This is a genomic window from Amorphoplanes friuliensis DSM 7358, from assembly GCF_000494755.1.
Lineage (GTDB): Bacteria > Actinomycetota > Actinomycetes > Mycobacteriales > Micromonosporaceae > Actinoplanes > Actinoplanes friuliensis.
The window spans coordinates 8,135,979-8,158,679 of the sequence record NC_022657.1 but is presented as its reverse complement, the minus strand read 5'-3'; the positions used below and the strand labels follow the sequence as shown (position 1 = coordinate 8,158,679).

Genomic DNA, 22,701 nt, shown 5'->3' with positions numbered 1-22,701 from the left:
GAAAGGGCTACGGTGATCGGTCAGTCGACGGTCCTCGCAGCGGAGTTCCCGCCCAGTGTCGAGGACTTCTACCTGCCCAGCATCCTGCCGTGGGGCGCTCACGACTCGTACTGGTTCACCAAGATCACGTTGTTGGTCTGGGTGGCAGTCGCCCTGATCATCATCTATTTCCTGGTGTCCTACCGGAAGCCGCAGCTGGTTCCGACGAAGAAGCAGTGGCTCGCCGAGAGCCTCTACGGATTCGTGCGGAACAACATCTCGGTCGAGATGATCGGGCCGCGAGGCGTTGCTTTCGCGCCCTACCTCACGACGCTCTTCTGCTTCATCCTCGTGATGAACTTCTTCAGCATCGTGCCGCTGATCCAGATCTCGCCGAACTCGCACATCGCGTTCCCGGCGATTCTCGCGGTCATCAGCTATGTGATGTTCATCTATGTCGGCATCCGGCACCACGGCAGCTTCTTCAAGTACATGAAGTCGGCGCTCATCCCGCCGGCGCCGTGGTTCATCCTGCCGCTGCTGATCCCGATCGAGTTCTTCTCGAACTTCCTGGTCCGCCCGTTCTCCCTGGCGGTCCGGCTTTTCGCCAACATGTTCGCCGGGCACATGCTGCTGCTGGTCTTCACTCTCGGCGGCTTTGCAATGATCAGTGCGAACGTCTGGTTCGCGCCGTTCTCCATCGTCTCGTGGATCATGACGATCGCGCTGACGTTCCTGGAGTTCCTGGTCATCTGCCTCCAGGCCTACGTGTTCACGGTGCTGACCGCCAGCTACGTCCAGGGCGCGCTCGCCGACGAGCACTGAGCTACTTGCGTAACACCCCGTTGTCGTCCCGCGTGATAGTCACGCGAGATTCCAGGAGGAAAAGGTAATGGAGCTTTTTGCCGCCGTTGAGGGCAGCACCGCCGCGATCGGCTACGGCCTCGCCGCGATCGGCCCCGGTATCGGTGTCGGTCTGGTCTTCTCGGCTTACATCCAGTCGACCGCCCGCCAGCCGGAGTCGTCGCGTCTGACCCTCCCGTACGTCTGGATCGGCTTCGCCGTCATCGAGGCGCTGGCCCTGCTGGGCATCGCTTTCGGCTTCATCTGGGCCGGCTAGTAAGCCCTTCAGCCTCGATGGGAGGTCGTCATGCTCAGGTATCTGGCCGCTGAGGCCGGTGAGTCAGCCCACAATCCGATCATTCCTGTCTGGCAGGAGATCGTCGTCGGCACCGTTGCTTTTGCGGTGCTCTGCTTCGTGCTGATGAAGTTCGTCTTCCCCATGATGGAGAAGACGTTCGCGGCGCGGGTCGACGCGATCGAGGGTGGGATCAAGCGTGCCGAGGCCGCTCAGGCCGAGGCCAACGAGCTGCTCGAGCAGTACCGCGCGCAGCTGTCGGAGGCTCGCACGGAGGCCGCGCGCATCCGTGACGAGGCGCGTGCCGACGCGGAGGGCATCCGTCAGGACGTCCTCGCCAAGGCCCGCGAGGAGTCCGACCGCATCATCGCGGCCGGTCGCGACCAGCTCGCCACTCAGCGCGAGAGCATCGTCCGTGAACTGCGTGCCGATCTCGGCACGCTGGCCGTGGACCTTGCCTCCAAGATCGTCGGCGAGTCTCTCGCCGACGAGGCGCGCAGCCGGGGCACCGTCGACCGGTTCATCACCGAGCTCGGCGCCGGCACGGGTAACGGGCGGCGCTGATGGCGTCCGTCAACCGGGAGTCGTACGCGGCCGCCGCGGAGAAGCTGACCGCGGCCACGCAGCAGGCAACCGCCGCGCAGCTCGCCACGACCGCCGACGAGTTCCTGTCGGTGGCGCGGCTGCTGCGCGGCGAGCCGCGCCTGCGGCGTGCGCTGACCGACCCGTCGCGCAGCGGTGGCGACCGGGCCGAGCTGGTCCGCTCGATCCTGGCCGGCAAGCTCGGCGACACCACCGTGGACACGCTCGCGACCCTGGTGTCCGGGCGTTTCTCCCGGCCGTCCGAGCTGCTGGACGCGTCGGAGCGGCTCGGGGTCGACACGGTCCTGTCGTCGGCCGACAAGGCCGGGACGCTCGCCGAGGTCGAGGACGAGCTGTTCCGCTTCGGTCAGATCGTCTCGGGCAACGCCGAGCTCGCCGTCACGCTCAGTGACCCGAGCGCACCGGCCGAGCAGCGGGTTAAGCTTGCTCAGGACCTGCTGAAAGGCAAGGCCCAGGCGGCGACGATCCAGCTCATCGCGGTGGCGCTCGAGGGTTTCGGCGGGCGCAGCTTCGAGTCCTCGCTGAGCCGGCTGGTCGAGCTGACCGCCGCGAAGCGGGACCGCGAGGTCGCCTACGTAACGGTCGCCAAGCTGCTCGGTGAGGCCGAGGAGCAGGCGCTCGCCGCCAAGTTGTCCGACATCTACGGTCGGCAGGTCTCGCTGAAGGTCGATGTGGATCCGAGCATCGTCGGTGGCGTCAGCGTCCGTGTCGGCTCCGACCTCTACGACGGCACGATCCTGCGGCGACTCAACGAAGCCCGGCAGGCGTTCGCTAAATAGTTTCTTCCCCTCGGTGACGGCGACGTCCCGAGCACGCCCTCGGCGGCGGCGACGCCCCGAGCCGACTAGAGAAGGCAGAGGATGGCCGAGCTGACCATCTCCTCGGACGAGATCCGGGGGGCGCTAGAGCGCTACGTCTCGTCCTACACGCCCGAGGTCTCCCGCGAGGAGGTCGGCATCGTCTCCGATGCGGGCGACGGGATCGCGCACGTCGAGGGCCTGCCCTCGGCGATGGCGAACGAACTTCTGGAATTCGAGGACGGCACGCTGGGTGTCGCCCTGAACCTCGACGTCCGCGAGATCGGCGCCGTGGTCCTGGGCGACTACACCGGCATCGAGGAAGGCCAGCGCGTCAAGCGCACCGGTCGTGTCCTCTCGGTCCCGGTCGGCGACGCCTACCTGGGTCGTGTCGTGGACGCCCTGGGCAACCCGATCGACGACCGTGGCCCGATCGAGAGCGAGGGCTTCCGCGAGCTCGAGCTCCAGGCCCCGAACGTCATGTCGCGCCAGCCCGTGAAGCAGCCGCTGCAGACCGGCATCAAGGCGATCGACGCCATGACGCCGATCGGCCGCGGCCAGCGCCAGCTGATCATCGGCGACCGCAAGACCGGTAAGACCACGGTCGCGCTCGACACGATCATCAACCAGCGCGCCAACTGGGAGTCGGGCGACCCGGAGAAGCAGGTCCGCTGCATCTACGTCGCCATCGGCCAGAAGGCGACGACGATCGCCAGCATCCGGGGCACGCTCGAGGAGCAGGGCGCCCTGGAGTACACGACGATCGTGGCCTCGCCGGCGTCCGACCCGGCCGGCTTCAAGTACATCGCCCCGTACACCGGCTCGTCCATCGGGCAGCACTGGATGTACAACGGCAAGCACGTCCTGATCGTCTTCGACGACCTGACCAAGCAGGCCGAGGCGTACCGCGCCGTGTCGCTGCTGCTGCGCCGCCCGCCGGGCCGTGAGGCCTACCCGGGTGACGTCTTCTACCTGCACTCCCGCCTGCTCGAGCGCTGCGCGAAGCTCTCGAACGAGCTGGGCGCGGGTTCGATGACCGGTCTGCCGATCATCGAGACGAAGGCCAACGACATCTCGGCCTACATCCCGACGAACGTCATCTCGATCACCGACGGCCAGATCTTCCTCGAGGCCGACCTGTTCGCCTCGGGTGTGCGCCCGGCCATCAACGTCGGCACCTCGGTGTCGCGGGTCGGCGGCTCGGCGCAGGTCAAGGCCATGCGGCGGGTCTCCGGCCGGCTCCGCCTCGACCTCGCCCAGTTCCGTGAGCTGGAGGCCTTCTCGGCCTTCGCCTCCGACCTGGACCGGGCGTCGCGGGCGCAGCTGGACAAGGGCGTCCGCCTGGTCGAGCTGCTCAAGCAGCCGCAGTACTCCCCGTACTCGGTGGCCGAGCAGACGATCATCATCTGGGCCGGCACCACGGGCCAGCTCGACGACATCCCGGTCGGCGACGTCCGCCGCTTCGAGGGTGAGCTGCTCGACTGGGTCAAGCGCAACCGCAACGACACCTTCACCGCGATCGAGTCGACGGGGCAGCTGACCGACGAGCAGGTCGAGACTCTCCAGACCGGCGTGAACGAGTTCAAGGAGCTCTTCAAGCAGGGCGAGACCGGTAGCGGTGCCGGCAACGAGGCCCAGGCCGAGCCCATGGCCGACGGCAGCGAGGGCCGGGAGACGGTGACCCGCGAGGTCCGTCCCGCCGCGGACGAGAGCTAAGCCATGGCCGGTCAGGTACAGGCACTTCGGCGGCGCATCCGCACCGTCAAGTCCACCAAGAAGATCGCCAAGGCGCAGGAGCTCGTCGCGACGAGCCGCATCGCCAAGGCTCAGGAGCGGGTCACCGCCTCCAAGCCGTACGCGGAGGCGATCACGCAGGTCCTGACGGCGCTCGCGTCCAACGCGTCGATCGACAACCCCCTGCTGCAGCCGCGCGAGCGGGTGCGGCGGGCGGGTGTCCTGCTGATCACCAGCGACCGGGGCCTGGCCGGCGCCTACAACGCCAACGCGATCCGCACCGCCGAGCAGCTGATGGCACGGCTGCGGGCGGACGGCAAGGACGTGGCGCTGTACATCGTCGGCCGCAAGGGCGTCGGGTACTACCGGTTCCGTAACCGGCCGATCGAGACCAGCTGGACCGGGTTCTCGGAGCGGCCGTCGTTCGACGACGCTCGCAAGATCGGTGACGCGCTGCTCGAGGCGTTCGTCGCCGGTGCGGACGACACCGACGAGCACTACGGCCCGGACGGCATCCAGGGCGTCGACGAGCTCCACATCGTCAGCACCCAGTTCAAGTCGCTGATGACCCAGTCGGCGGAGGCGCGCTTCCTGGCGCCGATGCAGGTCGAGGAGCGCGAGCGCGAGCCCGGGCTGCGTCCGGCCTACGAGTTCGAGCCCGAGGCCGAGGAGCTGCTCGAGGCGCTGCTGCCGAAATATCTCAACACGCGGATCTACGCGGCGTTGCTGAGCTCGGCGGCCAGCGAGTCGGCGTCCCGGCGCCGGGCGATGAAGAGTGCGTCGGACAACGCGGACGACCTGCTCAAGCGGTACACGCGCGAGATGAACTCCGCGCGGCAGGCTGCGATCACCCAGGAAATCAGTGAGATCGTCGGCGGCGCCAACGCGCTGGCCGCGGCGGGAAGTGATGAGTGATGACTGCTGTTGCTGAGCCCACCAAGACGCAGGCCGGCGTCGGCCGCGTAGTCCGGGTCATCGGCCCGGTCGTCGACGCCGAGTTCCCGCGTGACGCCATGCCGGAGATCTACAACGCGCTGCACGTCGACGTGACCCTCTCCGGGGGTACGAAGACGCTGACCCTGGAGATCGCCCAGCACCTGGGTGACAACGTGGTCCGCGCCATCTCGATGCAGCCGACCGACGGCCTGATCCGGGGCGCCGAGGTCACCGACACCGGCGCGCCGATCTCGGTGCCCGTCGGCGACGTGACCAAGGGCCACGTGTTCAACGCCCTCGGCGAGGTGCTCAACGTGGACCCGTCCACGCTGAACATCACCGAGCGCTGGCCGATCCACCGCAAGCCCCCGAAGTTCGCCGACCTCGAGCCGAAGACCGAGATGCTGGAGACCGGCATCAAGGTGCTCGACCTGCTCGCGCCGTACGTGCGCGGTGGCAAGATCGGCCTGTTCGGCGGTGCCGGCGTCGGCAAGACGGTGCTCATCCAGGAGATGATCATCCGTGTCGCCCGGAACTTCGGTGGTACGTCGGTGTTCGCCGGCGTGGGTGAGCGCACCCGTGAGGGCAACGACCTCATCCTCGAGATGGACGAGGGTGGCGTGCTCGACAAGACCGCGCTCGTCTTCGGCCAGATGGACGAGCCGCCGGGCACCCGGCTCCGCGTCGCCCTCTCCGCGCTGACCATGGCGGAGTACTTCCGTGACGTGCAGAACCAGGAGGTGCTGCTCTTCATCGACAACATCTTCCGGTTCACGCAGGCCGGTTCCGAGGTCTCGACGCTGCTCGGCCGCATGCCGTCCGCCGTGGGTTACCAGCCCACGCTGGCGGACGAGATGGGCGAGCTCCAGGAGCGGATCACGTCGGTCAAGGGCAAGGCGATCACCTCGCTGCAGGCGATCTACGTGCCCGCCGACGACTACACCGACCCGGCGCCGGCGACCACGTTCGCCCACCTGGACGCGACCACGAACCTCGAGCGGTCGATCTCCGACAAGGGCATCTACCCGGCCGTGGACCCGCTGGCCTCCAGCTCGCGGATCCTGGCGCCCGAGTTCGTCGGTGCCGAGCACTACGCGGTCGCCCGTGAGGTGCAGCGGATCCTGCAGAAGTACAAGGACCTGCAGGACATCATCGCCATCCTCGGTATGGACGAGCTCTCCGAGGAGGACAAAGTCACGGTGCAGCGGGCCCGCCGCATCGAGCGTTTCCTCTCGCAGAACACGTACGCCGCGGAGCAGTTCACCGGCGTCCCCGGCTCGACGGTCCCGCTGAAGGAGACCATCGAGGCGTTCAAGAAGATCAGCGAGGGGGAGTACGACAACTACCCCGAGCAGGCCTTCTTCATGTGCGGTGGCCTCGAGGACCTCGAGAAGAACGCACACGAGCTGATGAAGGGCTGATCTCAGCGATCACCCTGTGAGCCGCGCCGACTTTTGTCGGCGCGGCTCATGCGTTTCTCTAGCCCGTTATGTCCGTTTAGCTGCGTAGTGCGGGTGATATCGGACGCGAAAGTTTCTTCTGTTGTTCGGATACGCTTGTCACTGCTGGTGCGCAGCCCTGCGATCATGCCCGTTGATCGCGAGACGGGACCGACGGCATGGTTGGGGATCGAGTGGCGAAGAGCAGTGAACCGAAGACCAAGCGGCGCGCGCCTCTGTGGGCGCGGCTTTGCGCGATCTTCGGGTGCGTCCTGATGGTCGTCAGCGGTGGTGCGCTGGTCACGAGCCAGGTGCTGGTGTCGCGATATGCCGGCGCGGTCGAGACCAAGGACCTCTTCGGCAACGCCGCCAACGGCGCGACCAAGGCGCCGGTGAGCGACATCAAGGGCCCGCTCAACATCCTGCTGGTGGGCATCGACCCCCGCAACGACACGACGGCGCCCCTGTCCGACTCGATCATCGTGGTGCACATCCCCAAGGGACTGAACCAGGCGTACCTCTTCTCGATCCCGCGGGACCTGAGGGTCGAGATCCCGCCCTTCCAGAAGACCGGCTTCCGGGGCGGCACGTCGAAGATCAACGCCGCGATGTCGTACGGCAGCTCGGTCGGCAACGGCAAGCACGACGTGGCCCAGGGCTTCGACCTGCTCGCCAAGACGGTCAGCAAGCTCACGGGCATCAAGAAGTTCGACGCCGGCGCGATCATCAACTTCAACGGCTTCAAGGACATCGTCGACGCGATGGGCGGCGTCACGATGACGATCGACCAGAACGTGAAGTCGGAGCACCTGCAGCCGAACGGCAAGCCCCGGCCGCGGCGTCCGGAGTGTGCGTCCAACAACTGCGAGCACCCGTACGTCGGGCCGCAGGCGACGTACAAGAAGGGCACCTACCACCTGGAGGGCTGGCAGGCGCTCGACTACGTGCGGCAGCGGTACGGCCTGCCCCGCAGCGACTACGACCGCCAGCGGCACCAGCAGCAGTTCATCAAGGCCATGGCCTCGCAGGCGCTCAGCAAGAACGTCATCACCAACCCCATCAAGCTCGACAGCGTGCTGCGCGCTGCTGGTGACGCGCTGATCTTCGACGGCAACGGTCACACCGTCGTCGACTGGGGTCTGGCGCTCAAGGGGCTCAGGGCCGACGACATGACGCTGGTCAAGCTGCCCGGTCGCAGCGACATCCAGAACGGCAGGTACCTCGGCGAGTCGCTCGAGTCCTCGGCCGACGACTTCTTCAAGTCCGTCGACAACGACTCGATCGCCACGTTCCTGATCGAACACCCGGAGTTCTTCCAGAAACTCTGAGGCCCGGCGAGTGGCGGTCACCACCCCCGGCACCGCCATGTCACCCAGCCGTTTAGACTTCACCGCAAGAGCGTCCGCAGGCTTACAAGGAGACAGCGTGGCCAATCAGCTGCACGTTCAGGTCGTCGCCGTCGAGGAGAAGGTCTGGTCCGGTGACGCCGAGATGCTCGTCGCCCGCACCACCGAGGGCGAGCTCGGCGTGCTTCCCGGCCACTCGCCGCTTCTCGGCCTGCTCAAGGAGCCATCCCAGGTCCGGGTCAAGCTCGCCGGTGGCGAGCAGCTGACCTACGACGTGACCGGCGGCTTCCTCTCCGTCGACGCCAACGGCGTCACGGTCCTGGCCGAGAGCGCCACCGCCGCCACCCCCGACGCGCACTGACGCCGACGATGCGGGTTCTGGGAATCTTCGGAATCTGCGTCGCTGCGCTGCTCGTCGTCCTTCTCGCGATCTTCCTCCGCCGCCGGCTGCTCATGGCCGGCGGCGGAACCATTCGCCTGCAGGTCCGGGTCAGCACGATGGTGCCGGGCCGCGGCTGGTCCTCCGGCATCGGTCAGTTCGTCGGTGACGAGCTGCGCTTCCACCGGATGTTCAGCTTCGGCATCCGGCCCAAACGTGTGCTGAACCGCCGCACGCTCGAGGTCGGCCGCCGGCGGCTGCCCGAGGGTCCCGAGCGCCTCACGATGCCGGGCCACTGGGTCATCCTGCTCTGCACCACCGGGCGCGCCCAGCTCGAGATCGCGATGGCCGAGTCCACCGTGACCGGCTTCCTGTCCTGGCTCGAGGCCGGGCCTCCGGGACAGCCGGGCTCGGTCGCACCGCGCCCGACCATCACGCCCCGGCCTGCGGACTACTGAGACACCCCTCCGGGGACCCACTTCACGTCGCCGCTCGGGTTTGCCGTGCGCGCCAAAATGAAGAGCAGGTCCGAGAGCCGGTTCAGGTACTTCGCCGGCAGCAGCGACGTGCGGGCCTCGTCCAGTTCGTAGAGCGCCCACGCCGACCGCTCAGCGCGGCGGGCGACCGTCCGGGCCACGTGCAGCAGCGCCGCGCCCGGGGTGCCACCCGGCAGCACAAAAGAATCGAGTGCCGGCAGCTGGTCGTTGTATTCGTCGCACCAGCCCTCGAGACGCGTCACGTAGGCCTCGTTGATGCGCAGCGGCGGGTACGGCGGGTCGTCGGCCAGCGGGTTGCACAGGTCGGCGCCCACATCGAACAGGTCGTTCTGCACGGCCGTGAGCACGCTCTTCACGTCCGGGGCGAGCGCGCCCAGGGCCAGCGCGACACCGATCGCCGCGTTGCACTCGTCGGCGTCCGCGTACGCCGCGACCCGCGGATCGGTCTTCGCGGCGACCTCGTTGTTGCCCAGCCGGGTCGCACCGGCGTCGCCGGTGCGGGTGTAGATGCGGGTGAGATGCACAGCCATGCCCCCCACCCTACGGAGGTCGCCGTTCGCCGCCCCATACGATGGCCCGCGTGGATGTGATCAGGGTCAAGGGCGGCGCGCGTCTCTCCGGCGATGTCTCGGTGGGTGGTGCGAAGAATTCCGCACTCAAGCTGATGGCGGTCGCCCTGCTGGCCGAGGGCCGCAGCGTGGTGTCGAATGTCCCGCGCATCACCGACGTCGCCATCATGGCCGAGGTGCTGCGCCGGCTGGGCTGCGAGGTGTCGCTGGAGAACGGCGAGGCGACCATCGACGTGCCCGCCGAGCCGGGCAGCGAGACGGATTACGACCTCGTCCGCCGGCTGCGTGCGTCCATCTGCGTGCTGGGCCCGCTGCTGGCCCGCCGCGGCTACGTCCGGGTGGCGCACCCGGGCGGTGACGCGATCGGCTCGCGCGGTCTCGACATGCACGTGGCCGGTCTGGCCCGGATGGGCGCCGAGATCTCCGGCGAGCACGGTTTTGTCATCGCCTCGGCCCCCGGCGGTCTGCACGGCGGCAAGATCTGGCTGGACTTCCCGAGCGTCGGCGCCACCGAGAACCTCCTGATGGCCGCCGTTCTGGCCAAGGGCGTCACCGAGATCGACAACGCGGCCCGCGAGCCGGAGATCGTCGACATCTGCGACATGCTCACCGCCATGGGCGCCCAGATCACGGGCGCCGGCACTTCCACGCTGACCATCGAGGGCGTCGACGGCCTCAAGCCGGTCCAGCACACCACGGTCGGCGACCGCATCGTCGGCGGGACCTGGGCCTTCGGCGCGGCGATGACCCGCGGCGACGTCACGATCCACGGTGTCCGGCCCGAATACCTGGCGATCGCCCTGGACAAGCTCGTCTCCGCCGGCGCGGTGGTCGAGCCGGGTGACAACCAGTTCCGCGTACGCATGGACGACCGCCCGAAGGCCGTCGACATCGTGACCCTGCCCTATCCGGGGTTTGCGACCGACCTGCTGCCGATGGCCATCGGTCTGGCCGCGGTGAGCTCCGGCTCGTCGCTGATCACCGAGAACATCTTCGACGGCCGCTTCATGTTCGTGAACGAGATGGTCCGCCTGGGCGCCGACATCCGCACCGACGGCCACCACGCCGTGGTCAACGGCCGCGAGCGGCTCTCCGGCGCGCCGGTGCGGGCGACCGACATCCGCGCGGGTGCGGGCCTGGTCATCGCCGGTCTGTGCGCGGACGGCGTCACCGAGGTCGGCGAGGTGCACCACATCGACCGCGGGTACCCCGACTTCGTCTCCGACCTGGCCAACCTCGGCGTCGACGTCGAACGTGGTGTGGTCACCGAGCCCACGTTCGATTTCTGAGGCCTCTCAGGAGCCGTCGCGCAGCTCAGCCAGCCGCTGCGGGGTGAAGGTGATGCGGTCGAAGGTGACCGTGCAGCCTTCGCCCGTGGGTGACTGGCCTTCGAAGCCGATCTGATGGGTGCCCGTGTCGTCGCCCAGGTGGAAGAAGCGGATCAGCTGCCAGGTCGTGCCGTCGGTCGAGGCGTGGAAGGCGTACGCCCGGTCGATGCGGGACAGCCGCAGCCAGACCGTGTTGCTGTCGACGGTGAAGGCGTTGGCGTCGTCGGAGACCTCCCGGGTCACCACCGAGACGACCATGGGCGACGAGGCTGGTGAGAACTCGAAGCAGAACTTCGCCCAGTGCTTATCGTCGGCCCACAGCAGCAGGACGCCGGCGTCGTACTGGGAACGGAAGTCGACGCTGACCCGGGCCGTGAGCTGGAAGTCGCCGCTGGGCGGGGAACCGAGCAGGCTCGGGGCGTTGAGGATCGTCTCGGCATCGGCCGAGTCCGGACCACCGGGGTTGATGTAGAAGTCGGTGTGGGCGGGCGCATCGGCGACAACCGCGTCCGCGGTGTCGTCCCGGCGCCACACCTCGGGAGGCGACGCGGTGACGGCAAAGGGGAGCGCGGGCAGCTTGAAGGCGTCGGTCATGCATCGACGGTAATGGTTGGACCGCCTCAGAGGGCCGGGGAGCCGCCGACCAATCGCCGGGCTTCGTCGACCTCCTCGGGAAAGACGAGGACGAGCAGGCGGCCGTCGGGGCGTTCGGCCGAGGTGGAGCGGATGCCGGCCGCCGACAGCAGGCTACGGATCTCCTCGGCGATGCCGGGGTCGTCCGTGGCGGCGGCGGGGCAGAGCAGGCCGTAGTCCTCGGCGTCGCCGAAGATGGCCAGGCCCTCGTAGAGCTCGCGCAGGGGGTCCTCGCGGGCCTGCGTCCACTGCAGGCCCATGCGCCAGAAGATCGCGCCGAGGAACCCCACCAGCGCGACGGCTATGAAGGGGCCGAGCAGGTACCAGCCGTCGCTAGGTGGCATGGGCATAGTCTGGCACCGGCGACGAGTCATTTCCGGGGATTTGCCCCGATCGAGGCCCTGAGTCAGCGTTAAGCAGGGCCGCTAGGCTGTCCGGGGAATCTCAACGTGGAGAGAAGGAGAGCACACATGGCGGGTCGACTCGCGGTCATCGGCTCCGGTCTGATGGGTTCGGGCATCGCCCAGGTGGCCGCCCAGGCGGGGTGGCAGGTCACCATGCGGGACCTGGACGAGGCCTCGCTGAGCCGGGGTGTGGCGGCGATCCGGGACTCCCTCGGGCGCTTCGCGAACAAGGGCAAGATCTCGGCCGAGGACGCCGAGGCGGCGGTCGGGCGGATCACCACGACCACCGAGCTGGACGCGATGGCCGACGCCGACGTGGTGGTCGAGGCGATCTACGAGAAGCTCGAGGCGAAACACGAGGTCTTCCGGGCCCTCGACAAGATCTGCAAGCCCGGCGCGGTGCTCGGCACCAACACCTCCGCCATCCCGATCACCCAGATCGCGGCGGTCACCTCGCGTCCCGAGTCGGTCGTCGGCATCCACTTCTTCTCACCGGTGCCGATGATGAAGCTCGTCGAGCTGGTCCGGGGCTACCAGACCTCCGACGAGACGCTGGCGAGCGCGCGGAACTTCGCCGAGGAGGTCGGCAAGACCTGCGTCGAGGTCAAGCGTGACGTCGCCGGCTTCGTCTCCAACCGGCTCTTCTCCGCGCTGCTGGTCGAGGCGATCAAGCTGGTCGAGAACGGTGTGGTGTCGGCCGCCGACCTCGACACCGTGATGAAGCTGGGCTTCGGGCACGCCATGGGCCCGCTGGCCACCGTCGACCTCACCGGCCTCGACGTGATGCTCAACGCCGCCGGCAACATCCACCGCGACACCGGCGACGAGAAGTTCTTCCCGCCGGAGCTGCTCCAGCGGATGGTCACCGCGGGCGACCTGGGCCGCAAGACCGGCAAGGGCTTCTACACCTACTGAGACGCGGGTCAGCCGTCGCGCTTGGTGGTCCATCGGAACGTGGTCAGGCACAGGACGAGGGCCACCAGGCACCACACCCCCAGCACCAGCGCGACCATCGGCAGGTCGTAGGAGCCGCCGGGCTCGCGCGCGCCGAACGACTCCGGCAGGAAGACCGACCGCAGCCCCTGGCACATCCACTTCAGCGGGAAGAGCGACGCCAGATTTTGCATCCAGGCCGGCAGGTCGGTGAAGACGAAGAACACCCCGGAGGTGAACTGCAGGATCAGCGCCACCGGGGTCACCACGGCCGGCGCACTGCGTCCCGTCCGCGCCAGCGACGAGAAGGCGACCCCGCAGAGCGTGCAAGCGGTGATGCCCAGCGCTGACACCCAGAGGAACGTCAGCCACTTGGCGCCGGTGTCCGGCAGGTCGAGGCCGAAGAGCAGCGTCGCCACGGCGAGCAGGATGGCCGTCTCCAGCACCGCGATGAAGGCCACCATCAGCACCTTGCCGGCGAAGTAGACCCACTTCGGCATGGGCGTGCCGAGCAGCCGCTTGAGCACACCGCGGTCGCGTTCCATCGGGATCTGGATGGCCAGCGCCTGGAAGCCGGCGGTCATCAGCCCGGTCGCGATCATGCCGGTGACGAAGTACTGCGTGAACTTCACGCCCTGCCCGATGTCGCCCTTGAAGATCGAGCCGAAGACCAGCAGGAGGATCGCCGGGAAGGCCAGCGTGAACATCACCTGCTCCCGGCTCCGCAGGAACTGCTTGACCTCCAGGCCGCCCTGGCCGAGCCCCAGCTTCGCAGCGCTCATGCGGCTCCGATCATCGTGAGATAGATGTCCTCGAGCGTCGGCCGGGTGACGGTCAGCCCCGGCACCTCACCGCCGAACCGCTCCGCGAGCTCGGCGACCAGCACGGTCGGGGTCGCGCTCTGCTCGTGCTCCCAGACCCCTTCCCCGGTACGCCAGGAGACGGTCGCCAGCGCCGAGTCACGATTGCCGAGCTGCCGGGGGCTGTCGACGGCGATCAGGCGACCCGCGGCGATGACACCGACCCGGTCCGCCAGCGTCTCCGCCTCCTCCAGGTAGTGCGTGGTCAGCACGATCGTCGTACCGCCCCCGGCCAGGTCCCGGATCAGCGCCCAGAACTCCCGCCGCGCCTCGGGGTCGAAGCCGGTCGTCGGCTCGTCCAGGAAGAGCAGCTCGGGACGCCCGATGATGCCCAGGGCGACGTCGAGGCGGCGCTTCTGGCCGCCGGAGAGCGTGTGGGTGCGGGCCTTCGCCTTGGCGCCCAGACCCACGCGGTCGATGACCGACGCCGGGTCGTCCGGGTCCGGGTAGAAGCGCGCGAAGTGGTTGACGACCTCGCCCACCGTGAGCTCGTCGAACTCGCCGGTGCCCTGCAGGACGATGCCGACCCGCTCGCGCCAGCGCCGCGCGGACACGTCGGTGCGGGCTCCGCGGCTGTGGACCACGGCCGGGTCGACGCCCAGCACAGTGACGTCACCACCGTCTCGGCGGCGGTAGCCCTCCAGGATCTCGACCGTCGTCGTCTTGCCGGCGCCGTTGGGCCCGAGCAGCGCGAAGATCTCACCGCGGGCCACGGTCAGGTCCAGGCCGTCCACCGCGACGGTGTCGCCGTAGACCTTCCGCAAGCCATTGACCTCGATGGCGGGCTCCCTCATGGAGAGGAACCCTACGGCCTCACCGCGAGGACGCGAAGGTCACGGAGAGGACCGTGGCCGCCAGCATGCCGCCGAGCAGGGTCAGCCCGATGCCGCCGATGTCGAGCCGGGAGCGCAGCCTGCGGTGAGCCAGGGCCGCAGCCACCGGTACGCCCGCAGAAGGCGCCACCACGAACGCCAGCCAGCCCAGCCCTCGCAGCACGGCCCCACCGGGGATGCCCGTACCCCCGAAGGTAACCAGCCCGGCCGCGATCAGCCCGCACAGCCCCGCGACAAAGGCACCCAGCAGTGGGAGCAGGGGCAGCGCCCAGCGTGGCAGGGAACGGCGCTGGGACGGGCGTACGGTCACGTCGATGCGGTCGGCCGCCCGGGAGAGCAGCGTGCGGGCCGACTGCCGCGGTGCCGGGGCCGCTGCGCCGGAGTCCGGGGAGCTTTCGAGGGCGACGCGGGGCAGCGCCTCGACCGCGGCGGGTTCGGGCAGCTCGCCCAGCGCCTTCACCCGCATTCCCCGGGCCCGGCGCAGCTCGTCCCAGAGCCGGGCTGCCTCCCGGTCCACATCGAGCACCTGTGCCGCCGCCGCGCCGGCCCAGCGGTCGGCCGAGATGGCGTCGTTCTCCGCCCGGGAGAGTTCACCGGCCGCCTGCGCCGAGCTGGTCTGGTAGGCCTGCTCGGCGTTCTCCAGTGCCTCGTCCCGCCGCCGGGCGACGTCGGCGAGCGCGTTCATCATCAGCTGGTAGTCGCGGTCACGTGTGGTCACTGTTCACCTCGTACGGGATGATCACTTCCGGATGGCGGTGTACCGAGCGGTCGAAGAAGAGGGCCCGGCGCGGTCGGGGGTACCAGACCGGGCCGCCGGGCTGCGGTGAGAGCGGGCTGAGCTCGGGGCCCTGCACGTCGAGGGCGACCCAGGCGCCGATGGTGTCCAGCCGGGCGCCGACACCACCGAGGTCGTCGCGCAGCCGGGGGACCGAGCGCCACCAGCCGAGCACGTGGGTGCGGTCCTCGGGCCCGTCGGTCAGCAGCGACCGCAGCCGGTCCCGGTAGGACGGCCCGGCGGCGTCCAGCGCGTAGCCGAGGACGTAGTGCGGGATGCCGTCCGGTGTGAGGGATCCGAAGAACTGGTCCAGGTCGGCCGGTCCGTACCAGTCCGCCTGGGGTAGTTCGGCGACCAGCCGGGCGGCGGACCGCTCGGCCCCGGGCTCGAGACAGACGACGCTGAACCGCGCCGGCCCCTGCGCGGCCAGCGACAGCGCGGCGGAGGCCAGCACGTCGCAGGCCTCGTCGGTGCGGGTGCCCAGCACGGCGAGGTTGCGCCCGGGCATCCGTCCCAGCCGCAGCCGCGCGGGCCGGGCGGAGACGTCGATCCGCTCACCGAGCACCGCGCCGGGGGACGAGCCGATGTCGGACGTCACGTTCGGCACCCGCCCGGCCGGCCGGTACGCCTCGGGCAGCCGGGGAACGGCGTCACCGTCGAAGAGCCGCGGCGCCACACAGGTGTCCGGGCGGCTGTGCCAGAGCTTGCGCTGGAGGGTGCGCCAGGCGGTCCGGTCGCCGGCGTCGGGCAGCCGGACGATGTGGTTCGCCCCGGCCGCGCCCGAGTCGGCGTTCACGACCGCGTGGAAGCGCGGGATGACCGCGGCAGCCAGGTTGGTGTCGGCGAGGATGCGCCGCGCCTTGGGCAGCGCGATGCGCAGGGTGAACTGCCCGATGAGGCCGGAGCGGCCCCACAGCGCCTCGATGCCGGAGACGTCCTGGCTGGCCAGCACCAGGTGGATGCCCTGGGAGCGACCACGCCGGGCGAGGTCCTCCAGCAGCGACACGGCCTCGTCGGCGAGGGCGTCACGACCGGCCAGCAGCACCTGGAACTCGTCGATGACGGCGACGATCCGCGGCCAGTGCCCGCGGGGGTCCTCGGCGCGTAGTTCGGCCAGCTTCGACGCCTCGTACCGTTTGGCGGCCTGGGCCCGGGCCCGCAGCTCCTCGCCGAGGTGGCGCAGCATCGCCAGGCCGAACTCGCGGTCGCCGTTGACGTTGATGCCCGCCAGCCGCACCTGCGGCAGCCAGCTCGGGTCGCGCGGGCCGGGCGTGAACCGCGCGAACGACACGCCCTCCTTGAAGTCCAGCAGGTAGAACGCCAGCTCGTCGGGGCTGTACCGGGCGGCCAGCGAGCCGATCCAGGCGTAGATCAGGTTGGTCTTGCCGGAGCCGGACGGGCCGCCGATGAGGGCGTGCGGCGGGTCGTCGCCCAGCGGCACCGAGATGAGCGGCCCGTCGGTGCTGTCGCCGATCGGGGCCACCAGGCCGTGCGCCGACGACTCCGTCCACAGCTTCTCCGGCTCCAGGTCGGCGAAGCTGGCCGGTGGTGGGCCCTGGCGCAGGCGCTCGGCGGTCGTGCGGGCAAAACCGGCGATGCGGTCCGCGGGCGGGGCCGCGTCCAGGTCGACGGTCAGCTCGCCGGTGGTGTCGCAGGTCGCGGTGCCCTCGTGCACGGTGATGTGCTCGACCGTCGGATGCGGCTGGAGCTCCAGCCCCCGGACGACCAGGTGGACGCCGCAGGCCACGCCGGTGCGGGCGATGCGGTCGAGCTGCGCCCGCTGGGCCGGGGTGAGCTCGGCGTCGGCGAGGAGCACGACGATGCGCCACGGTTCGGGGCGTGGGCCGGTGGTGGCGGCGGTCAGGTCGGCGAGGGAGGCGTACTCGCCGGCCAGCACGGTCTCGTTGACACGGCAGATCTGCTCGACCAGGTCGTCGAGCACCGCGCTGAGCCCGCCCGGCCCGACGAACGAGAGCAGGCCCGCGTTCCCGAGCGGCGCGAACGCCGCGAGGGTGCCGCCGAGCTGCTCGGGGTCGTAGACGGTGAGCCGGACCTCACCCGGACGGGTGGTGCCCAGGGCGCGCAGCAGCAGCCCGGAGATGACCCCGTCGGCGGTCCGCTGGTCGCCCACGATGTTCACGTGGGCGTGGTCCAGCAGCGGCACGAGCGCGGGCAGCCGCCGGTCGCCGTCGCCCATGTCGTAGCTGACGGAACCGATCCGCAGCAGCCCGGGCCGGGTGACCCGGTCGGGCTCGGTGGGTGTCCAGTAGCGCCAGGAACTGGTCGCGGCGCCGGAGGCACAGCTCGCGGCCAGCGACTCCACGTTGCGGGTCAGCCGGGCGGCCTCGGTCTTGGTGCGGCGCAGGATGTCCTGCCGGGCCGCCTCGCGCGCCTCGGCCAGCTGAGCCAGACAGGTCGAGTAGGCGTCCCTGATCAGCTGTTTGCGGCGCAGTGCCTCACTGCGGGCCGTCTCGGCCGCGGCCAGCACGGCTCGGGCGGTGCCCCGCGCCTCGGCCAGTTCCTGCCGGACGACGGCGACCAGCGCGTTGCGGTGGCTACCCACAGCACCCCCCGGAAGTCACGATGGGGGATTTTAACCAGTTTGAGGGCCTTACCGACCTTATGTGGCGCGTGTCGCAGTCGAAGCGTCACCGCACGGGTTCACGGCGGGCCGTCCCACCGGCCCCGGTCAGCCAGCGCGGATCACTGCTGACGAGGTCGCGCCACAGGTGCGCGGCGACCATGGTGGCGCCCTCGGACTGCCAGCGGCGCAGCGAACGACGCGGCACGTAACGGCGGAACCAGTCGACCGCCCGGCGGGCGTCCCGGTCCAGCCCTTCCGGTTGCGGCTGACGCTGGTACGGCCGCAGTCCGAGCACGCAGCAGTAGTGCAGCGCGTTGTAGAACCGCCACTCCTCGGTGGTCCCGAACGCACCGGACGGCTTGAGCCGCGTCACGTGCTCGCTCAGCACGGCCCGCAGCTCCACGGCCCGGACCAGTGGCTGCTCGGCGACCCCGGGCCCGCGCGCGGCCAGCCTCCGGTCCACCGTGGGCAGGTCGATCAGGGGGTTGCGCAGCAGCCGGCCCACGTCGCCGAAGTCCTCCAGCGCGCGCCGGGTCAGCCGCTGGAACTCGTCGGCGTCCAGCGCGATCATCCGGTGCCGCTCGCGCCGCCGGGGCAATGCGTCGGCGGCCAGCATCAGCGCACCGCGGTCCAGCCGCAGCCGGTCGTCCTGCAGGAACGCCAGGCGATCCAGGCCCGCCCGCAGCTGTCCGGCCAGGCCGACCGCGCTCAGCGCCAGCGCGACCAGCACGAACTGCAGCACCGTGACCGCGCGCAGGCCGGGTGCGGCGAGCATGGTCAGCGCCGCCGGACCACCCAGCAGCAGCACGGCCACGACGGCGGAGATCAGCGAGCGGCGGAGGTCGGGCAGGAGGCGCTCGCCCGCGTCGACCGTGTCGGCCACCGCGACCAGGAAGCCCATCAGCAGCAGGTCGAGGCCGATCGCGGCGAGCACGAGCATCGGCGCGCCCAGGTCGATCGGGGCGAGGACCACAACAAGCCCGAGGGCGTAGAGGGCGGCCGCGCCGGCGAGGGCGGCCGGGAGGGTGCCGGGGCGTACCCGGTCGCGGTAACGCACCAGCAGGACCATCCCGCCCGCCAGCGGGGCAAGCGCGACCAGCTTGCCGACCCCGGGCAGAACGACGGCAAGACCCAGGAACACCGCCGACAGGATCAGCCAGCCGCGGTCGACCTGCCGGTGCTCAGGAATGTTGCGGGGGAGCAGCGCCACCGCCACACCGGCCCAGAACAGCGCCGGCAGGCAGAGCAGCAGCTGAGCCGCGGCGGAGGCCGGACTGAGCATCCAGGCGACCACCGCCACGGCGTACGCGATCAGCGCTCCCGCCGCCCGCCACAGCAGCGCGCGGGTGGGATCACGGCCCACCAGGTAACAACCCAGCCACCAGGTCAGGGCAAAAGCGGGTACGGCGAGCGCGGGCACCGCAGCAGTCAACCAAACAAGCGCTGGGTCTCGACACCCTCGAGCGGCTGCCGTTCCCGCTTGCGCCGCTTTCGCCGCCTGATCACCCACCACGTGGCGAGCACCATCAGCACGAGACCGACGAGGACCAGCACCGGCAGGACGATCGCGAGCAGGGACAACACGACGCTGCCGAAGTCTTCGGCCGTGCTGGCGACCGGCGCGCCCACACCGCCGGTAGTGGCGTTCACCACTGGTCTCGAGGCGGCCTTCACCGTGTGCACCCCGAAGGCGAGCACCATGCCGATGACGATCGGCACCCACTGGTGCGAGCTGAAGAACGAGCCCGGGTCGGTCACCGTCACCGTCTCCGAGGACGAGCCCGCCCCGAACGCGAGCCCGCCGGCGGTCGGGCGGACCACCGTCTGCACGATGTCGTTGACGTGGTCGACCACCGGCACCTTGTCGGCGACGACCTCGACGGCGAGCAGCAGGGCGAGGATGCCGATCACCCACCCGTTCGAGAGCCACTGCCAGCCGCTGGGGAGATCGATCAGGTCGGAGTAACGGGCCAGCAGACCCATCGTGAGCAGCGGGATGTAGGCATTGAGCCCGGCGGATGCCGCCAGGCCGGTTCCGGTGAGCGCTTCGAGCACGTCCTCAGCATGGCACCGCCACGCGAGCCCGGCATCCGGCAGCGGCTACCCTCGTCGGGTGCGCCTGGTCATTGCGAAATGCTCCGTGGACTACGTCGGCCGCCTCTCCGCCCACCTACCGCCGGCGACCCGGCTGCTGATGGTCAAGGCCGACGGCTCGGTGTCGATCCACGCCGACGACCGCGCCTACAAACCCCTCAACTGGATGAGCCCGCCCTGCAAACTGCAGGAGGCCCCGGGGGTGTGGAAGGTCGTCAACAAGGCCGGCGAAGAGCTCCGGATCACCCTGGAGGAGATCTTCCAGGACACCTCGTACGAGCTGGGTGTCGATCCCGGCCTGGTCAAGGACGGCGTCGAGGCGCACCTGCAGGAGCTGCTGGCCGCCCACCCGTCGACCTTCGGTGAGGGCTGGACCCTGGTCCGCCGCGAGTACATGACCGCCATCGGCCCGGTCGACCTGCTCTGCCGCGACGCCGCCGGCGGTGCGGTGGCGGTCGAGATCAAGCGGCGCGGCGACATCGACGGTGTCGAGCAGCTCACCCGTTATCTCGAGCTGATGAACCGCGACCCGCTGCTCTCCCCGGTGCAGGGTGTCTTCGCGGCGCAGGAGATCAAGCCGCAGGCGCGGGTGCTGGCGACCGACCGCGGCATCCGCTGTGTGGTCGTCGATTACGACAAGCTGCGCGGCATGGAACGCAACGAGCTGACGCTCTTCTAGCGTCCGCTCAGCTCGACGCGGTCCTTCTCGGTGGTCGCGTGCAGATAGGCCCGGGCGCCGAGCACTCCCAGGGCGATCTGGACGAGGACGCCGGTCCAGGTCAGCGGTTCGCCCACGGCGATCAGCACGATCACCGGCAGCCCGAGCAGCAGCACGTCGAGCCCGGCGACGGCGTTGAGCACCGGGCCGGTCGACATCGAGCCCATCGGGGTGTCCAGCGGCATCAGCCCGTTGTCGACAAAACCGACCCGGGAGCGGCGCATCGTCGCCGCCGCGCCCACCGGGCCCAGCGCCAGACCCAGCGCCCACCACGGTCCGGCCGGCAGGTCACCGAGCGCCTGGAGGAGACCCAGCGCAACGGCGTACCAGAGGCCGGAGAGCACACCGGGCACCCAGAGTCGCTGCTTGATGGCCTCGTACGAGCTGAGGCCGAGGAGCCGCAGCATGAACGGGTTGCCGGCGTCGGTCCGGATCGTCCCGGCCGTCACACCACCGGGCAGCAGACCGCCGGCCAGCACGGCGAGGCCGACGACCCAGCCGGGAGCGTTGCCCAGCAGGACCGGCAGGGTGGCCGCGGCGGCGACCCACAGCACCCGGCCCGGGCGGCGGCGCAGCATCAGCAGGTCCTGCGCCACGAGCACGGGAACGCGGTGCCACAGCCGGCGGGACCTGAGCTTGCGATGGGCCCAGTAGCGGCGCTCGACCATCTCGGTGATGAAGGACGGCTCCACGCCGTACGCCGAGTCGAACAGGGTGCCGGCGGTCTTGGACGCCTCCAGGATCCGCTCGTTCGGGGTGCCGGCGAGCCGGCGGACGGCCGCCAGGAGGAGCCCCACGACGAGCACCAGGAGTGCGACCGCCAGCGTGGTGACGACCGGCTCGGCGGGCCATCCGGGCTCCGCGCGCGGCGCACCCAGCGCCGAGTCGGCGAGCAACCCGGCCAGCCCGGCCGCCACCAGCACGGACGCCGCACGGTCCGACCAGGACGACCACCGGCGTTCGGCCTGAGCGCCCAGCGCGACCAGCAGCAACGCACCCCCGAGCAGGGAACCGACCAGCGGGAGCAGCCCGTCCGCACCCGGCACCGGCCGGGCGGCGACGTGGCCGAGGACGGTCAGCCCACCGGCCGCACCCGCGACGGCGGCACCGATCAGGGCCACCCAGAGGGAGGGGAGCAACAGCCGCCGTCGGCTCACCGGTGCCGTGAGCAGCCAGGAGGCGGCCGGCCGGCTCAGCGCGAGCGGGCCGAGCCGGCGCAGGGTCAGGTAGAGCCCGCCGGTCAGGACCAGCATCAGGGAGTACCCGGCCAGTTCGGACGCGTTCGCCTCGGCGGGCCAGACGACGGCGAGGATCTGCTTGTGCACGATGCCGCCGACGATCAGCACGAACAGCACGGCGAAGTAGACGTTGCCGAGGGTCTCGCCGCGCTCGCGGTGCGCGGACTGGGTGCGGCGTAACCAGCGCCGCAGCTCCGCGACGCTGACCGGGTGGGCGGTGGCGGTCACGGGAGGCCGGCGGCGTGCAGGTCGGCCATGCTCACCAGGCCGGTGCCGGCCGCCGCCGCGAACGTGTCGTCGTGGCTGGCCATCAGCACGGTGCCACCGCCGGCCAGGTAGTCGCTCAGCAGGCCGGCCACCATCGCGCGGCCGTCGGGGTCGAGGCGCTGCTCGGGCTCGTCGAGGATCAGCAGCTTGCTCGGCCGCAGCAGCGCCAGGGCGAGTGTCAGCCGCTGCTTCTGGCCCGACGAGAGCGACGGCGGGATGGCGTCGGCGTGCGAGGCGATCCCGAAGCGTTCCAGCGACTCGTCGAGGCCGGCGTCCTCCGGGCTCAGGCCGTGCGCGCGACAGACCAGTTCGGCGTGCTCGCGGGCGGTCAGGCCCGGGTACCAGGTCGGAGGCTCGACGGTGGTGACCACGGCACGCCAGAACTCCGGTGTGGACCCGGGCGGGCCGCCGAAGACCTCGATCTCACCGGCGTCGGCCTTCTGCAGGCTGGAGATGCAGCGCAGCAGTGTCGACTTGCCGATGCCGTTCTCCCCGGTCACGCACACGCCCGCACCGACCGGCACGGTCAGCTGGACGTCCACCAGCACGGGCGTGGAGCCGTAGCTCACGGACAGGTCGCGGACCTCGATCGCGGAATGATCCACCGGGTGACGCTA

At 70.1% G+C, this 22,701-nt stretch carries 24 protein-coding genes; 13 read left to right on the top strand and 11 right to left on the bottom strand.

Annotated elements, in window-relative coordinates:
* The first annotated feature begins 12 nt into the window (after positions 1-12).
* From atpB to AFR_RS37510, 10 genes are all read left to right on the top strand, one after another.
* Complete coding sequence (atpB, locus tag AFR_RS37555) at positions 13-804, top strand: F0F1 ATP synthase subunit A (protein ID WP_023562062.1); 792 nt, start codon at positions 13-15, stop codon at positions 802-804.
* A gap of 67 nt (positions 805-871) precedes the next feature.
* Positions 872-1,099, top strand: a complete 228-nt coding sequence (locus tag AFR_RS37550) for an ATP synthase F0 subunit C (RefSeq protein WP_023562061.1) — start codon at positions 872-874, stop codon at positions 1,097-1,099.
* A 30-nt stretch (positions 1,100-1,129) separates the two neighbouring features.
* Positions 1,130-1,681 (top strand): F0F1 ATP synthase subunit B, encoded by a 552-nt coding sequence (locus tag AFR_RS37545; RefSeq protein WP_023562060.1) that lies wholly within the window; start codon positions 1,130-1,132, stop codon positions 1,679-1,681.
* The gene (locus tag AFR_RS37540) at positions 1,678-2,499 is read left to right on the top strand and encodes a F0F1 ATP synthase subunit delta (RefSeq protein WP_041841428.1); all 822 of its coding nucleotides are present in this window, start codon (positions 1,678-1,680) and stop codon (positions 2,497-2,499) included. Before AFR_RS37545 ends, AFR_RS37540 begins: the two co-directional genes overlap by 4 nt.
* Positions 2,500-2,580: 81 nt before the next feature.
* On the top strand, positions 2,581-4,233 hold the full coding sequence (atpA, locus tag AFR_RS37535; protein ID WP_023562058.1) for a F0F1 ATP synthase subunit alpha: 1,653 nt from the start codon (positions 2,581-2,583) through the stop codon (positions 4,231-4,233).
* A gap of 3 nt (positions 4,234-4,236) precedes the next feature.
* The gene (locus tag AFR_RS37530) at positions 4,237-5,166 is read left to right on the top strand and encodes a F0F1 ATP synthase subunit gamma (RefSeq protein ID WP_023562057.1); all 930 of its coding nucleotides are present in this window, start codon (positions 4,237-4,239) and stop codon (positions 5,164-5,166) included.
* Positions 5,166-6,608, top strand: a complete 1,443-nt coding sequence (gene atpD, locus AFR_RS37525; RefSeq protein ID WP_023562056.1) for a F0F1 ATP synthase subunit beta — start codon at positions 5,166-5,168, stop codon at positions 6,606-6,608. The genes AFR_RS37530 and atpD overlap by 1 nt, the downstream gene beginning before the upstream one ends.
* Positions 6,609-6,805: 197 nt before the next feature.
* A complete protein-coding gene (locus AFR_RS37520) occupies positions 6,806-7,954 on the top strand; it encodes an LCP family protein (RefSeq protein ID WP_052359560.1) in 1,149 nt (382 codons plus the stop codon).
* A gap of 97 nt (positions 7,955-8,051) precedes the next feature.
* Positions 8,052-8,333, top strand: a complete 282-nt coding sequence (locus AFR_RS37515) for a F0F1 ATP synthase subunit epsilon (protein ID WP_023562054.1) — start codon at positions 8,052-8,054, stop codon at positions 8,331-8,333.
* An 8-nt stretch (positions 8,334-8,341) separates the two neighbouring features.
* Positions 8,342-8,809, top strand: coding sequence for a DUF2550 domain-containing protein (locus AFR_RS37510; RefSeq protein ID WP_023562053.1), 468 nt, complete (start codon positions 8,342-8,344; stop codon positions 8,807-8,809).
* On the opposite strand, the gene AFR_RS37505 is transcribed toward AFR_RS37510, so the two are convergent.
* A complete protein-coding gene (locus tag AFR_RS37505; protein WP_023562052.1) occupies positions 8,803-9,378 on the bottom strand; it encodes a cob(I)yrinic acid a,c-diamide adenosyltransferase in 576 nt (191 codons plus the stop codon). The two genes, AFR_RS37510 and AFR_RS37505, sit on opposite strands and share 7 nt — an antisense overlap.
* Positions 9,379-9,419: 41 nt before the next feature.
* Between AFR_RS37505 and murA the strand changes: the two genes are divergently transcribed.
* On the top strand, positions 9,420-10,706 hold the full coding sequence (gene murA / locus AFR_RS37500; protein ID WP_023562051.1) for a UDP-N-acetylglucosamine 1-carboxyvinyltransferase: 1,287 nt from the start codon (positions 9,420-9,422) through the stop codon (positions 10,704-10,706).
* 6 nt (positions 10,707-10,712) lie between these two features.
* Here murA and AFR_RS37495 read toward each other — a convergent pair whose 3' ends face one another.
* Together AFR_RS37495 and AFR_RS37490 are read right to left on the bottom strand one after the other, a co-directional pair.
* On the bottom strand, positions 10,713-11,339 hold the full coding sequence (locus AFR_RS37495; RefSeq protein ID WP_023562050.1) for a DUF1349 domain-containing protein: 627 nt from the start codon (positions 11,337-11,339) through the stop codon (positions 10,713-10,715).
* Between the two features lie 26 nt (positions 11,340-11,365).
* On the bottom strand, positions 11,366-11,722 hold the full coding sequence (locus tag AFR_RS37490; protein ID WP_041841427.1) for a hypothetical protein: 357 nt from the start codon (positions 11,720-11,722) through the stop codon (positions 11,366-11,368).
* Positions 11,723-11,848: 126 nt separating this feature from the next.
* Here AFR_RS37490 and AFR_RS37485 point away from each other — a divergent pair, with 126 nt between their 5' ends.
* Positions 11,849-12,697, top strand: a complete 849-nt coding sequence (locus AFR_RS37485) for a 3-hydroxyacyl-CoA dehydrogenase family protein (RefSeq protein WP_023562048.1) — start codon at positions 11,849-11,851, stop codon at positions 12,695-12,697.
* A gap of 8 nt (positions 12,698-12,705) precedes the next feature.
* Here AFR_RS37485 and AFR_RS37480 read toward each other — a convergent pair whose 3' ends face one another.
* The 6 genes from AFR_RS37480 to AFR_RS37455 all read right to left on the bottom strand — a co-directional run bounded on the left by AFR_RS37480 (position 12,706) and on the right by AFR_RS37455 (position 19,822).
* Entirely contained in the window at positions 12,706-13,497 is a 792-nt protein-coding gene (locus AFR_RS37480) for an ABC transporter permease (RefSeq protein ID WP_023562047.1), read from the bottom strand.
* Positions 13,494-14,369, bottom strand: a complete 876-nt coding sequence (locus tag AFR_RS37475) for an ABC transporter ATP-binding protein (RefSeq protein ID WP_023562046.1) — start codon at positions 14,367-14,369, stop codon at positions 13,494-13,496. The genes AFR_RS37480 and AFR_RS37475 overlap by 4 nt, the downstream gene beginning before the upstream one ends.
* Positions 14,370-14,388: 19 nt before the next feature.
* Positions 14,389-15,126, bottom strand: coding sequence for a hypothetical protein (locus AFR_RS37470; RefSeq protein WP_023562045.1), 738 nt, complete (start codon positions 15,124-15,126; stop codon positions 14,389-14,391).
* Entirely contained in the window at positions 15,113-17,746 is a 2,634-nt protein-coding gene (locus AFR_RS37465; RefSeq protein ID WP_023562044.1) for an FtsK/SpoIIIE domain-containing protein, read from the bottom strand. Before AFR_RS37465 ends, AFR_RS37470 begins: the two co-directional genes overlap by 14 nt.
* An 85-nt stretch (positions 17,747-17,831) precedes the next feature.
* Positions 17,832-19,187, bottom strand: a complete 1,356-nt coding sequence (locus tag AFR_RS37460) for a hypothetical protein (RefSeq protein WP_023562043.1) — start codon at positions 19,185-19,187, stop codon at positions 17,832-17,834.
* 8 nt (positions 19,188-19,195) lie between these two features.
* Positions 19,196-19,822 carry a DUF4126 domain-containing protein gene (locus AFR_RS37455; RefSeq protein WP_023562042.1) on the bottom strand — a complete coding sequence of 209 codons (627 nt, stop codon included), beginning with the start codon at positions 19,820-19,822 and terminating at the stop codon, positions 19,196-19,198.
* Positions 19,823-19,880: 58 nt separating this feature from the next.
* Between AFR_RS37455 and nucS the strand changes: the two genes are divergently transcribed.
* Positions 19,881-20,540 (top strand): endonuclease NucS, encoded by a 660-nt coding sequence (gene nucS / locus AFR_RS37450; RefSeq protein WP_023562041.1) that lies wholly within the window; start codon positions 19,881-19,883, stop codon positions 20,538-20,540.
* On the opposite strand, the gene AFR_RS37445 is transcribed toward nucS, so the two are convergent.
* A complete protein-coding gene (locus tag AFR_RS37445) occupies positions 20,537-22,045 on the bottom strand; it encodes a DUF6297 family protein (RefSeq protein WP_023562040.1) in 1,509 nt (502 codons plus the stop codon). The genes nucS and AFR_RS37445 overlap by 4 nt on opposite strands.
* Positions 22,042-22,689, bottom strand: a complete 648-nt coding sequence (locus AFR_RS37440) for an ABC transporter ATP-binding protein (RefSeq protein ID WP_023562039.1) — start codon at positions 22,687-22,689, stop codon at positions 22,042-22,044. The genes AFR_RS37445 and AFR_RS37440 overlap by 4 nt, the downstream gene beginning before the upstream one ends.
* Positions 22,690-22,701 lie beyond the last annotated feature (12 nt).